Here is a 13338-nt window from a genome sequence, read left to right on the forward strand (position 1 = left end):
CTGGTTTATACTTTATAAATTTTATAGTCTACTCCTCCCAATCTTCACTTTCTATATATAAGCATCCAGCTCCTAATGCTATTATCATTCCTGCAAACAAAAATGTTATTCTTTCATTATGAATTATTAAAAGTAATAACCCTACAATTATAATTGTAGTACTCATAATCATCTTTACAGTTCTTGTATTCATAGAGTCATCTCCTATAAAATCATTAAATCTTATCTTTATTATATGTAAAAACATGTATTTTATATACAAACTCCCAAATATAACCTTGAAATTTCTCTATTATAATAAAAAAGAAACCCGTATTAACGGGCTTCTAATATCCTTATTTTAAACTACTTTGCCATTCTGCTTCTTTGAAGCCAACAAGAACTTTATCTTCACCTATTATAAGTGGTCTTTTAACCATCATTCCATCAGAAGCTAGTATCTCTAGAAGATCTTCTTGTGATAAAACCTTCACCTTATCTTTCATTCCTTGCTCTCTATAAAGAACTCCACTAGTATTAAAGAATTTCTTTATTTCTAATCCACTTTTATCAAGCCATGATTTTAATTCTTCTTTAGTTGGATTTTCTAGCTTTATATCTCTATCTATAAAATTTACGTTATTTTCTTCTAACCACTTTTTTGCTTTCTTACATGTTGTGCATTTTGGATATTCAACAAATAAATAACTCATATTCTCTCTCCTTTAATTATTATCAACTAATATTTACTATTAATTATATCATACCTCTTTTATATTTTCATCTATACTAATGATGTTTGGGTTAAAAGGAAGGAATACATAAATTTTAAATAGATCTCCTTCTCTTTTTATCCTTGTTGTTCCACCATGAAGTTCAACAATACTCTTTGTAATAGCAAGACCAAGACCAGAACCTTCTACCGATGAAGTTCTTGACTTATCTCCTCTTGCAAATCTTTCAAACATTTCTGTTTCATTAAAGTCCATTTCATAATTTGCAACATTCTTAAATGAGATTAATACACCATTATCCTCTTTTATTATTTTTGCATATACTCTTGTATCTTCTAAAGAATATTTTAGAGAATTTATTGCTATATTTTCTATAACCCTAGATATCATTATTCCATCTAAGTCCATTATAATCTCATCTTCATCACACTCTACTTTAAATTCTATACCTTTATCTTCATAAAGAGATGAATACTCACCTATTACTTGATATATAAGAGATACTATATCTATCTCTTCCTTATGAAGTTGAAGTCTTCCAGAGTTTATTTTAGATACTTCAAATAAATCTTCAATAAGAGTTTTTAGTTTATTCGATTTTTGTTCTAATATCTTTAAATAATCCATTCTCTCTTCTTCTGATATCCTAGAATCCTGAAGTATATTTACATAATTAATTATTGATGTAAGAGGTGTTTTTAAATCATGTGATACATTAGATATAAGTTCTGTTTTTAATTTTTCATTTTGAAGTGCTTCATCTACAGCAACATTATATCCTTCTTTCATTCTGTTTATATTTTCTATAAGCTCTCTGATTTCAATTCCACCAATTTCTTTTACTGAATGTTCAAAGTTACCGTCATTTATTATTTTTACATCATCTTTAACCATTCCAATTTCAATATTTCTTTTTATTGAATACATTACTCCTATCATAGGTAATGCTACTATAAGTAAACTCCCCTTAAATGGATATGCTCCAAAGAAATTTACTATTATATTATTTTTATCTCCACCTAAAGCTAAAAGATACAAATATATTATATAGAATATAATACTGACTACTATAGCTGTTAACATCGCTCTTCGTGGACCTTTATACTTAAATACATGTCTAAATATATATATTATATCTTTTATTACATTTCCTCTTAATTCAACTCTTCCTTTTTTACTTAAAAATATATAAATAATCTTACATATTAAGAATATATCTATTACAAGAATGGATATAAAAAGATAGAATTCTTTAACATCGGCGTTTAATAGCTCTGCATAATTATTTTGTTGTGTATAATATATTTCCTCAAAGTTTTTTAATACTTTTTCTGAATATGTTATATTATCATTATCGGTTGATTTTGAGTCCTCTACAACCTTATTATATATGTTTACATTATTACAGCTATATGTAACAATATTCTCACCTTTATATTTTTCATTAATTACCTTATAAAGATTTTCACCTTGTATCTTCTTTACACCTTGAAAGAATGGATCATTAGTAAATATATCATCATTAAATTTATTTCTTATTACGAAATATATATTTTCAGGTAATCCACCTTTATTTGAATAAAAGCTATTATCATATATATTATTTCTAAGTGCATCTTTTTCATTTTCTGTTGAATATAAAAATTTATTTAAACCATTGGTTCTCTTATAGATATCTTCACTTAATAATTTACTTTCATTTTTTAATGAATTCTTATAAAATGCATCCTTATCAAAGACAGCTTCCATTACTCCCGTTCCATCTTTAGCTTGCGGACTATTTATATATTTTACTGATATATCTATACATATCATTGTTATTATAACGACTATTACTATCTCTATAAGCCATATATTATTGAAATATTTTTTCATCTTATTTTTCAATCTTATATCCAATTCCCCATACCACCTTTATATACTCAGGCTCTTTAGTATTAATCTCAATTTTTTCTCTTATTCTTCTTATGTGGACAGTTACTGTATTTTCACTTTTATAAAATGGCTCTTCCCAAACCTTTTCGTATATTTCTTTAATTGAAAATACTCTTCCAAGGTTTGACGCTAAAAGTACAAGTATCTTATATTCTGTTGCTGTAACTTTTATTTCTTCATCCCTAACTATAACACTTTTTGCAACCGTATCTATTTCTAAGTCTTTTACTTTTATAAAATCTTTATTTTCCATAGATAATGGACTTTCATATCTTCTAAGCTGTGACTTAACCCTTGCCACAAGTTCTAAATGATTGAATGGTTTTGTTATATAATCATCCGCTCCTACATTTAATCCTAGAATTTTATCTGAATCTTCCCCTTTTGCTGAAAGCATTATTATAGGAATATTGTTATTCTCCCTAACCTTTAGACATGTTTTAATTCCATCCATCTTTGGCATCATTATATCAAGCACTATAAGATGAATATTTTTTTCTTCTAATATCTCTAGAGCTTCTATTCCATTACTCGCATTAAATACTCTTAAGTTCTCACCTCTTAAGTAAATATTTATCGCATCTCTTATTTCTTTTTCGTCATCTACGACTAAAATATTAAACATAATCCTAGACACTCCTTTCCTTATAATTATATTATCGTAAATCAGTAGAAAAAGCATCTACCTTTGTTACGAAATTATTAAGCTTAATGTTAACTTAATTATACTATTAATGAATTTACAGGAAATATTGAATAATGTATTATATAGTTATATAAATTTTGTAAAAAGGGGGACTAATCTTAATGCTTAAAATTACTAATCTAACAAAATCCTTTAAAAAAATCCCTGTAGTAAAAGATATAAGCTTCAATATAAAACCTGGTGAAGTATGCGTACTTGCAGGCCCAAACGGTGCAGGTAAATCTACTACTATCAAATCTATTGCGGGGCTTTTAAGGTATGATGGTGAAATCCTTATAAATGGTGAATTTAATAAAAGTCCTAAAGGTAAAAAGTACTTTTCATATGTTCCGGAACTTCCTGGATTATATCCTCTTCTAACTATAAGAGAACATATACATTTTATCGCAAGAGCCTATGGTATTAAGGATTATGAGAATTATGCCAATTATTTATTTGATCTTTTTGATCTTGAGGATAAACTAGATAAATTAGGATCTGAATTATCAAAAGGTATGCAACAAAAAGTTAGTCTTTGTATTGCACTTATAACTAATCCAAAACTTATATTACTTGATGAGCCTATGATAGGACTTGATCCTAAAGCTATTAAAGAACTTAAGAATCTTATATTAAAGCTAAAGGATAGCAGAACTACTATTTTAATAAGCACCCACCTTCTCTCATCAGTTGAAGAGTTATGGGATAGAGTTCTTCTTATGAAGCTTGGAGAAATTGTTTTAGATAAAACTAAAAATGAGCTTGAAGAAGAGCTTATGGAAAGTGGTGAAAGTTTAGAAGATATATTCTTTAAATACACTGAATCTAAAAAAGAAAATATTAGTATAGAAGGTGATATTTAATGAGTCCATTTTTATACTTAGCTAAACGAAACTTTATAAACTACTTTAAGAGTTTTAAGTCCAAGCCATCAAAAGTGATACCCTATATATTTTTTATAATTATTTTAGGGTTTTCTTTCTCATCTGTATTTTTAGGAGAAAAAAATACTACCTTTACTGACTCCAAAATATTTACTGGAATAGTTACTATCGTTTCTTTATTACTGATTTTGATTTCCATATATTCTGGTATAACTAGAAAGAGCTTTTCTTATTCTATGGCTGATGTTAATTTAATCTTTACTTCTGAGATAAGTCCAACTAAAGTTTTACTTTATGGCTTTTTAAAAGAAATTGGATATGTATTTATATTTGGACTTTTCTTAATTTTTCAGATTCCTATGTTAATTGATAAGTTTGGAATTACTGCGCAAGGAATCTTTATATTATTTATGCTGATTATATTAATATCCATTACTACTAGTGCACTGTCACTTATGATTTATGGAATATTCACTCACTTCCCCAAAGGAAAGCAAATAGCTAAAAATATATTTATATCTATCATAATTTTAGTTTTTGTTTATTTTGCTTTAACTATTTATAAGCAAAGAGGAAACTTATTTAATTCAATTTTAAATTTATCTAATGATAATTTTTGGAACCTTGTTCCCTTAGTAGGCTTTTGCAAGATGATCGGTGAATCTATTTTTAGTGGGTTCTCAATTTCAATGCTATTGTCTATTATAGGATTGATTGCCTCTTCTTCTCTCTTTGTAATTGTATTGTGTAAACTTAACTTAGATTTCTATGAAGATGTATTATCTTCAGCTGAAACACGAGAAGCTGCAATGAGCTATAAAAATAGTGGATATGATGTTAAACAATTAGATTATAGTAAATTTAAGTATAAGCCCTGGACTAGAAAAAATATAACAGATAATTATTCATCTGAATTTTCTAAAGCTATCTTTAGAAGACAATTGCTTGAATATAAGAAAACTGGATTTTATTTTTTAAATTTAATGACTTTAATTCTAATATTAGGTGCAATATTCTTTGCAAAGGTAGTTAAAGGTGATATCTTTATTTTTCTTTGTATAATAGTATATATCTTAGTATTATCTGTTTCTGCTTCTAAATGGTCATTAGAATTCAATACTCCCACTATCTTTCTCATACCTGATAGTAGTGTAAGAAAGTTATTTTACTCAACTCTAACATCTATTATAAAAGTATCTATAGATGGAGTTATTGTATTCCTGTTGATTGGTGCACTTCTTAGAACAAACCCTATAGAAATAATTCTATGTATAATAACTTATATATCCTTTGGATTTTTAACTACTTATGGTGGAGTGTTTAACTATAAAATATTTGATAGGGTTTCTAATCAAGTTACCAAATCTTTAGTTATGTTCTTTAGTATATTTGTATATATAGCTCCTGCAATATTAATAGGTGCTTTTATAGGAATAAAACTTAGCTTTTTAGGTCACTATGCAATATATGCTGGTGTTATTATATATAATTTAATAGCTTCTATTATACTAATGAATCTTTCTAAAAGTATCTTTGATACTATAGAGCTTTAATACAAGTATTAATTTTAAAACCTTACTATATTTTAATTTTTTAATGAAAGTGTAATGAATCCTAAAAATTTGATTTGTTACACTTTTATTATTTGCTTTCTAACTTTGTCTCTACATTTGTATTTATATTACTATCTTTACTTTTATCTTTATTATCTATTGAAACCTTTATTAATATACCTATACACACTACTATAAGTACAGCTAATATTATCTTTTTCGTCTTTAAATTACCTGGCAAATTCATTCTAAACATAATTATATCCTCTCTTTTTCTATTTTATATTATAATTATCCTTCATACTTATACTAATGTCTATAAAATATAATTACTTAGTATAGCTATTGCTATATATTTAAAGGTATTAATAAATTTAATGATGTTATTCCTTGTATTCATGAAATTCACTTGAATCTAGCTAAAACCACTATTTTTTACGCATTAACTTTATTTAATATTTTATATATAATAAACAAAGGTATTATATAAATTTTTACAGGTACTTAGGAGAAGATCATGATTAAACTACTAAAAAGTAAAACCTTTATACTGGATGTAATTCTTATTTTTATTGGCTGTATTATAGCTTCACTTGGAGTTAATCTATTTTTAACTCATGCAAAGTTATTAAGTGGTGGAGCAACAGGGGTAGCACTTATATTTCAATATTTAACTGGCGTACAAGCCGGTATTGTTGTATTTATTATTAATTTACCTTTATTCTTAATAAGTTACAAACAGCTTAGTAAATCATTTACCCTTTATTCTGCAATAGGTATGGTTTCATTATCACTTGCACTTATTATAACTAAACCTCTTTCTGCATTAATTAAAGTAGATGACATATTACTTTATTGTATATATGGTGGTGTACTTTGTGGTGCTGGTTACGGACTTGTATTTTTAAGAAATGGTTCAACAGGTGGTACGGACATTATAACTATGCTTATTAGAAAAAAATATTCAAGCTTTGAAATTGGTAAACTTGGATTTATATTAAATTGTATAATAGTTATAGTTGGTGCTATCATCTTTGGTATACCAAAAGCACTTTATACTCTATTATCTATCTTTGTTCAAGGTGTAGTACTAGATAGAGTTCTAAGAGGTCTTAATAGTAGAAAACTTATGCTTATAATTACAAACGAAAGTCAAGCTATCATTAATTTTGTAATTAAAGATATGCATAGAGGTGTAACATCAATTCCAATAGAAGGTGAATATACTCATAAAAAGGCTAAAATGCTTTACTGTATAGTTACAACACGTGAAATGCTGTCATTAAAGAATGAAATTTATGCAGTAGACCCTATGGCATTTATAACAATAATGGATACATCTGAAGTTAAGGGTAAAGGCTTTAAGAGTGTATAGTCATATTTAAATAAGGTAGAGATTCTTAATGAATTTCTACCTTATATTTTTATCTATTTATATTTACTCTTATATATATATTTATTTAAGTGTGCTTTTATAGTCTTCTCTTCCCTCTACATAAAGATTATTTCCTTCTGAATCTATAACCACAATTATAGGAAAATCTTTAACCTCTAATCTTCTTATAGCCTCTGCGCCTAAATCCTCATAAAGAATTATCTCAGAAGATACTATGCTCTTTCCTATAAGGGCTGCCGCCCCTCCAATTGCTCCAAAATAAACTGCATTGTTTTTCTTTATTGATTCTACTACTTCATCATTTCTTAGCCCCTTGCCTATCATTCCTTTTAGACCTAAATCTAGAAGCTTTGGTGAATAAGCATCCATTCTATAACTTGTTGTTGGTCCTGCTGAACCTATAACTTGTCCTTCCTTCGCTGGAGTTGGTCCTACGTAATATATAATCTCATCTTTTATATTTATAGGTAATTCTTCGCCTTTATCTAAAAGCTCAATTAATCTTTTATGTGCTGCATCTCTCGCTGTATATATCGTACCAGATAAAAGTATTGAATCTCCACATTTTAAATCTTTAACCTTCTCCTCTGTTAAAGGTGTCCTAATATTCTTAACCATATACCTAAAACACTCCTTTTATATTACTGCTTCTTTATGCCTTGTTGCATGGCAGCTAATATTTACTGCAACAGGTAATCCTGCAATATGAGTTGGATAAACTTCAATATTTATCCCCAATGCTGTTGTTAATCCACCAAATCCTTGTGGACCAATTCCTAAACTGTTGATATCTTTAAGCAAATCTTTCTCAAGCTGTGCATAAAATTCATTTTTATTTTCTTCGTTTATAGGTCTTAATAAAGCCTTTTTTGAAAGATATGCAGCTTTATCAAATGTTCCTCCAATACCAACTCCTACAATCATAGGTGGGCATGGATTAGGACCAGCTTCCTCAACAGTTTTTAATATAAATTTCTTAACACCCTCTAATCCATCAGATGGTTTAAGCATAGCAATTTTACTCATATTTTCTGACCCAAATCCTTTAGGTGCTACTGTTACTTTTACTTTATCACCTTTTACTAAGTTATAATAAATAACTGCTGGAGTATTATCCTTAGTGTTAACCCTATCAATAGGATCTTTAACTACTGATTTTCTCAAATATCCTTCTTCATATCCTCTTCGTACACCTTCATTGATAGCTTCCTCTATATCACCATCAATAAAGTGAACATCTTGTCCAACTTCTAAGAATATGCAAGCCATTCCAGTATCTTGACACATTGGCATATTCTCATTTTTGGATATATCTGCATTCTCAACTATTTTTCCTAACACTTCTTTTGCAATAGGATAATTTTCTCTATCCCTATAATTAATCAAACTATCCTTTACGTCACTCCCTATGTAATAATTAGAACTAATGCATAAATCCCTTACACTATCTCTAATCTTGTTTACACTAATCTCTCTCATAAAATCCATCTCCTCTCCTTCCTAGTTTATTAATTTTTTACTATTTTTACAAGATGTTTTGATTATAGATTACAATTTTTTCTATAATACTACAAAAAGGACTAATATTTTTTATTAGCCCCTAATTTCCTCGGAAATATGTTAAGTCATTCTAATATTGGCTTCTCTGGTTTTTCTTCAATATATTTATTTATTCCTTTAATTATTGAATCAACCAACTTATCTTGATATGAATTATCCTTTAAGTTTTTTTCATCATCATGATTTGATAAGAATCCACATTCAACTATAATATTTGCTCCTTCATACCCATCTCTAAGTATCTTATATGATTTTTTAGCATCCTTAGCAACTCTATGGTTAGATGGCTGAAGCGTTTCCTTTACTGCACTTTGAATACTCTCTGCAAGCCCTTTACTCTTTTCATCACTTGAGTACCAAACTTGAGTCCCCTTACTGCTTGAACTTGTAAACATATTTTGATGAATAGATATAAACATATCGCACTTTGTTTCTTTCTTTTTATCACATCTTAATTGTAAATCGTCTTTCTTTTTATTTGATAGAGATGTATCCTCTTCTCTAGTCATATAAACATCATATCCCTCTTTCTTAAGTGCATCTCTTAGCTTTAAACTTATCTGAAGATTTATATCTTTTTCTATAGTTCCATTTTTTGTTTTTGCTCCTCCATCCCAATCTCCATGTCCTGGATCAATTAATATTTTACAGTCCTTAACTGATTCTTTTGAGTCTAATTGTACTGCATTTGTTTCTATTGGTATTATGCCTACTAATAATAGCATTAAGGCTATGCATATATTTTTTAAAATTTTCATATAGCTTATCCTCCTAAAAACTTATAATTTTATTATGTGATAAAAAATGTTTTTTATGATAGATAAGTTTTTTGAAATTATATCCAATAAAAATAGATAAATATTATATAAAAAAGAAGCTAGATTTATATCTAGCTTCTTTTAAAATTTAATTATACTGCATTATTTTCTATTACACTTTCAGCAATGTTTTTTGCATGATCTCCGATTCTTTCAAAATTTGAAATTAAATCTAGGAATATAGCTCCAGCATATGCATTGCATTTTCCATCATATAATCTCTTAATATGCTTATCTCTATAGCTTTTTTGAGATGAATTTATTCTTTCTTCAATACTATTTATTCCGTTAGCTTTCTTAACATCTCTGTTCTCATAGCTATCTATAGCAAGTTGAAGCGCTGTTGTTGTATAATTATATATTTCATATAACTCATCTATAGCATCATCGCTGTATTGTAATTTCTTATTTGATCTTTGTGCTGCAAGATCTGCTACATTTTCAGCATGATCTCCTATTCTTTCTATATCATTTATTATGTGGAATGTTGACGCAACGATTCCAGTTTCCTTATCTGATAGCTCACACTTCGCTAATTTAACTAGATAAGTCGTTATAGATTCTTCTAATACATTTATTATCTCTTCATTATCATAAACCTTCTTTATAAGCTCTTCATCCTCTTTCATGAATGCTTCCATTGATAATTCAAGATTTTGTTTTGCCTTGTTAGCCATTCTTATAGTTTCTTTTATAACTTGTCCAGCTGCAATAACTGGAGTTTCAAGTAACCTATCATCTATATACTTAGGACCAACCTTCTCTATCTCATCATCTCCTGGAACTAGCTTATTAACAGCTAATATTAAATACTTTCTAAGAGGTAACATTACTGCTGTATTTGCTATATTGAATACTGTATGTGAATTTGCTATTTGTCTTTCAACATCTCCAGGACTCATAGTTGTAACTAATGTACCAAGCATGTGCATAAATGGTATGAATAATATTGTACCACCTACATTAAATATTAAATGTAAAAAGGCTGCTTTATGTGCTGTTTTATTTGTACCAACACTTGCAATCATAGCTGTTATACATGTACCTATATTACATCCAAATAATATTGGAAGAGCAGCATTGATATTAATTGCACCTGCTGTTGCAAGAGCAATAAGTATACCTGTCGTTGCTGATGAACTTTGAAGTATAGCTGTTAGTGCAGCCCCGGCTATTATACCTATAAACATATTATCACTTATAGAAAGTACTAATTGCTCAAACATAGGTGATGATGCAAGTGGTTTCATAGCTCCACTCATCATTCCCATACCAGTAAATAATATACCGAATCCTAGTATTATGTTACCAATATCTCTTCTCTTTTTAGCTTTTGCAAGCATAACCATAGCTGCACCAACAAATACGAATAATGGCGCTATTTGATCAAGCTTAAATGCAACTAATTGAGCTGTTATTGTTGTACCTATATTAGCACCCATTATTACTCCAGCAGCTTGTGCTAAGTTCATAAGCCCTGCATTAACGAAACCAACAACCATTACTGTAGTTGCACTACTACTTTGTATTACAGCAGTAACTGCTGCCCCAACTAGCACTGCAATTATAGGGTTTGATGTAACTTTCTCAAGGATCTTCTTTAATCCCTCTCCAGCTGCATTTTCTAGTCCATCTCCCATTAATTTCATTCCGTAAAGGAATAGTCCTAGACCACCCATTAAGCTTATAATCGTCATTACTATAGAATTCAAATTTTTATCCTCCATCCCAAAAAGAAATTTATTTAATCAAATTACTATTTATATTCTCAATTTTACAATCTAAGTGTACATTATTTCTTAACATTTGTTAATATTTATTCTTATTTTTTAACCTAGATTTAATATAGCTTTACTTTTATTGCCATTTATTTTTCATAAATATCCTTTTTTATTAAAAGTTCATATATTTATTGTTAAGTTTATGTATATAGATTAAATTTTGGACAAAACATAACTTCCATAATAATATAAAATTCTACAAAAAAAGAGAAGAGTATAAAACTCTTCTCTTCCATATTCCGTACTCCAAATATTATCTCTTTGAGAATTGTGGAGCTCTTCTTGCTTTCTTAAGACCGTATTTCTTTCTTTCAACCATTCTTGGGTCTCTAGTTAAGAATCCAGCTTTCTTTAATTCTGACTTTAAAGCTTCGTCTGATTTAACTAATGCTCTTGCTACACCGTGTCTGATTGCTCCAGCTTGACCTGTGAATCCTCCACCATGAACGTTAACTAATAAGTCAAACTTATCTTTAGTTCCTGTTAAAACTAAAGGTTGGTTAACGATAACTCTTAAAGTTTCTAAACCGAAATAGTTTTCGATTTCTCTCTTATTTATAACTACTTTACCATTTCCTGGTACTAGTCTTACTCTTGCAACTGATTTTTTTCTTCTACCAGTTCCCATGTATTGAACTTTTGCCATTTTAAATCCTCCTCCCGAGTTTCGGTTATTAGTACTTTAATTCAAGTACTTCAGGGTTTTGAGCTTGATGTTCGTGCTCTGAACCTCTGTTTACTTTTAATTTCTTTAACATTTTTCTACCTAAAACACCACTTGGAAGCATTCTTCTAACTGCTTCTTCAAATGCGAATTCTGGCTTCTTAGCAAGAACTTCTCTGTATGGGATTTCCTTTAATCCACCAACGTATAAGCTGTGCTTTCTCATCATTTTTTGATCTAACTTCTTACCAGTTAAAACAACTTTCTCAGCATTGATTACTATAACGAAATCTCCGCAGTCAACATTTGGTGTAAATGTTGGCTTATTTTTTCCTCTTAAGATTGAAGCAACTTGGCTAGCAACTCTTCCTAGTGGCTTACCAGCAGCATCAACAACATACCATTTTCTTTCAACTTCTTGTGCTTTTGCAATGTATGATTTCATCTCTGTTTCCCTCCTTGAACTTACGATTCGCAATATCTACATATTGCATTTATGTTAAGATGTTAGCTCACTAAATCTTATATACATAAATATTCTAACAAACATGTATTATTATAATACACGCTTACGGGCGTGTCAACAAATTTTCCGTATTTTTTTGTATTAATAATAAACTTTTTCTAAAACAAGGCCATTTGGCGGAACACAAAAGCCTGCTTCCTCTCTTTTACCTTCTTCTATTATCTTTTCAATACTCTCAGACTTGATTTTTCCATGTCCTACTTCAATTAAAGTTCCTACTATTATTCTTACCATATTATATAAAAAACCATCAGCAGTAATGAAAATTCTTATAAAGTCTCCTTCTCTTTCTATGTGTAGGTCACTAATTGTTCTAGTAGACGTCTTTACTGAACTTCCTGTTGTCTTAAAAGCTTTAAAATCATGTTTACCTATAAAGTATTTACATGCTTTTCTCATCTCATCTACATTTAGAGATTCTCTAACATGATAAGAAAAGTTTTTATATAGTGCTACCTTCTCTACTCTATTTATTAGGGTATAGCAATATGTCTTTCCTTTACTATCATATCTTGAATGAAACTCTTCTGAAACTTCTTCTGATTTTACAATAGCAATATCATCTGGTAATTTTGTATTTATAGCTTCTCTAAACTTCTCTGGCGGCACATTGCTGTCTGTATAGAAGTTTGCTACCATACCTTTAGCATGCACCCCTGAATCAGTTCTAGAGCTCCCTGTAATAGCTACTTCATTTTTAACTATCTTGGAAATTGCTATTTCTATCGTTTCTTGAATTGTGTTTTTACTACTTTTTTGCTTTTGCCACCCTAGATAATTAGTTCCATCATATTCAATTGTTAATTTTATATTTTTCATAATC

15 protein-coding genes are annotated in these 13338 nt (G+C 28.9%); 3 read left to right on the forward strand and 12 right to left on the reverse strand.

The features are described from left to right. Positions 1 to 28: 28 nt before the first annotated feature. The 4 genes from K5V21_RS04535 to K5V21_RS04550 form a co-directional block, all read right to left on the reverse strand. Positions 29 to 193, reverse strand: coding sequence for a hypothetical protein (locus tag K5V21_RS04535; RefSeq protein ID WP_204595593.1), 165 nt, complete (start codon positions 191 to 193; stop codon positions 29 to 31). A gap of 142 nt (positions 194 to 335) precedes the next feature. After that, a complete protein-coding gene (locus K5V21_RS04540) occupies positions 336 to 692 on the reverse strand; it encodes a Spx/MgsR family RNA polymerase-binding regulatory protein (protein ID WP_221859564.1) in 357 nt (118 codons plus the stop codon). A gap of 48 nt (positions 693 to 740) precedes the next feature. Next, positions 741 to 2612 carry a sensor histidine kinase gene (locus tag K5V21_RS04545; RefSeq protein ID WP_221859566.1) on the reverse strand — a complete coding sequence of 624 codons (1872 nt, stop codon included), beginning with the start codon at positions 2610 to 2612 and terminating at the stop codon, positions 741 to 743. Further along, positions 2590 to 3273, reverse strand: a complete 684-nt coding sequence (locus K5V21_RS04550; protein ID WP_221859568.1) for a response regulator transcription factor — start codon at positions 3271 to 3273, stop codon at positions 2590 to 2592. The genes K5V21_RS04545 and K5V21_RS04550 overlap by 23 nt, the downstream gene beginning before the upstream one ends. Positions 3274 to 3455: 182 nt before the next feature. On the opposite strand from K5V21_RS04550, the gene K5V21_RS04555 reads away from it, so the two are divergent. Together K5V21_RS04555 and K5V21_RS04560 are read left to right on the forward strand one after the other, a co-directional pair. After that, positions 3456 to 4196: an ABC transporter ATP-binding protein gene (locus K5V21_RS04555; RefSeq protein WP_221859571.1), complete on the forward strand. Its 741-nt coding sequence runs from the start codon at positions 3456 to 3458 to the stop codon at positions 4194 to 4196. After that, positions 4196 to 5770, forward strand: a complete 1575-nt coding sequence (locus K5V21_RS04560; protein ID WP_204595598.1) for a putative ABC exporter domain-containing protein — start codon at positions 4196 to 4198, stop codon at positions 5768 to 5770. The genes K5V21_RS04555 and K5V21_RS04560 overlap by 1 nt, the downstream gene beginning before the upstream one ends. An 88-nt stretch (positions 5771 to 5858) precedes the next feature. On the opposite strand, the gene K5V21_RS04565 is transcribed toward K5V21_RS04560, so the two are convergent. Next, positions 5859 to 6026, reverse strand: a complete 168-nt coding sequence (locus K5V21_RS04565) for a hypothetical protein (protein ID WP_204595599.1) — start codon at positions 6024 to 6026, stop codon at positions 5859 to 5861. Positions 6027 to 6287: 261 nt separating this feature from the next. Between K5V21_RS04565 and K5V21_RS04570 the strand changes: the two genes are divergently transcribed. Further along, positions 6288 to 7145, forward strand: coding sequence for a YitT family protein (locus tag K5V21_RS04570; RefSeq protein ID WP_221859573.1), 858 nt, complete (start codon positions 6288 to 6290; stop codon positions 7143 to 7145). A gap of 81 nt (positions 7146 to 7226) precedes the next feature. Here the strand turns inward: K5V21_RS04570 and K5V21_RS04575 are convergent, their stop codons facing one another. The 7 genes from K5V21_RS04575 to truA all read right to left on the reverse strand — a co-directional run bounded on the left by K5V21_RS04575 (position 7227) and on the right by truA (position 13334). Beyond that, positions 7227 to 7784, reverse strand: a complete 558-nt coding sequence (locus tag K5V21_RS04575; RefSeq protein WP_204596684.1) for a Fe-S-containing hydro-lyase — start codon at positions 7782 to 7784, stop codon at positions 7227 to 7229. An 18-nt stretch (positions 7785 to 7802) separates the two neighbouring features. After that, positions 7803 to 8645, reverse strand: coding sequence for a fumarate hydratase (locus K5V21_RS04580; protein ID WP_221859575.1), 843 nt, complete (start codon positions 8643 to 8645; stop codon positions 7803 to 7805). Positions 8646 to 8791: 146 nt separating this feature from the next. Then, positions 8792 to 9484 (reverse strand): N-acetylmuramoyl-L-alanine amidase, encoded by a 693-nt coding sequence (locus K5V21_RS04585; protein WP_221859577.1) that lies wholly within the window; start codon positions 9482 to 9484, stop codon positions 8792 to 8794. Between the two features lie 152 nt (positions 9485 to 9636). Further along, positions 9637 to 11241, reverse strand: coding sequence for a Na/Pi cotransporter family protein (locus K5V21_RS04590; protein ID WP_221859680.1), 1605 nt, complete (start codon positions 11239 to 11241; stop codon positions 9637 to 9639). Between the two features lie 337 nt (positions 11242 to 11578). Further along, positions 11579 to 11971 (reverse strand): 30S ribosomal protein S9, encoded by a 393-nt coding sequence (gene rpsI, locus K5V21_RS04595; RefSeq protein ID WP_204596687.1) that lies wholly within the window; start codon positions 11969 to 11971, stop codon positions 11579 to 11581. A gap of 28 nt (positions 11972 to 11999) precedes the next feature. Further along, positions 12000 to 12434: a 50S ribosomal protein L13 gene (rplM, locus tag K5V21_RS04600; protein ID WP_204596688.1), complete on the reverse strand. Its 435-nt coding sequence runs from the start codon at positions 12432 to 12434 to the stop codon at positions 12000 to 12002. Between the two features lie 162 nt (positions 12435 to 12596). Then, on the reverse strand, positions 12597 to 13334 hold the full coding sequence (truA, locus tag K5V21_RS04605) for a tRNA pseudouridine(38-40) synthase TruA (RefSeq protein WP_221859579.1): 738 nt from the start codon (positions 13332 to 13334) through the stop codon (positions 12597 to 12599). Between the last annotated feature and the right edge of the window lie 4 nt (positions 13335 to 13338).

This window comes from Clostridium sardiniense, assembly GCF_019753795.1.
In the GTDB taxonomy this organism is placed as follows: Bacteria; Bacillota; Clostridia; order Clostridiales; family Clostridiaceae; genus Clostridium; species Clostridium sardiniense.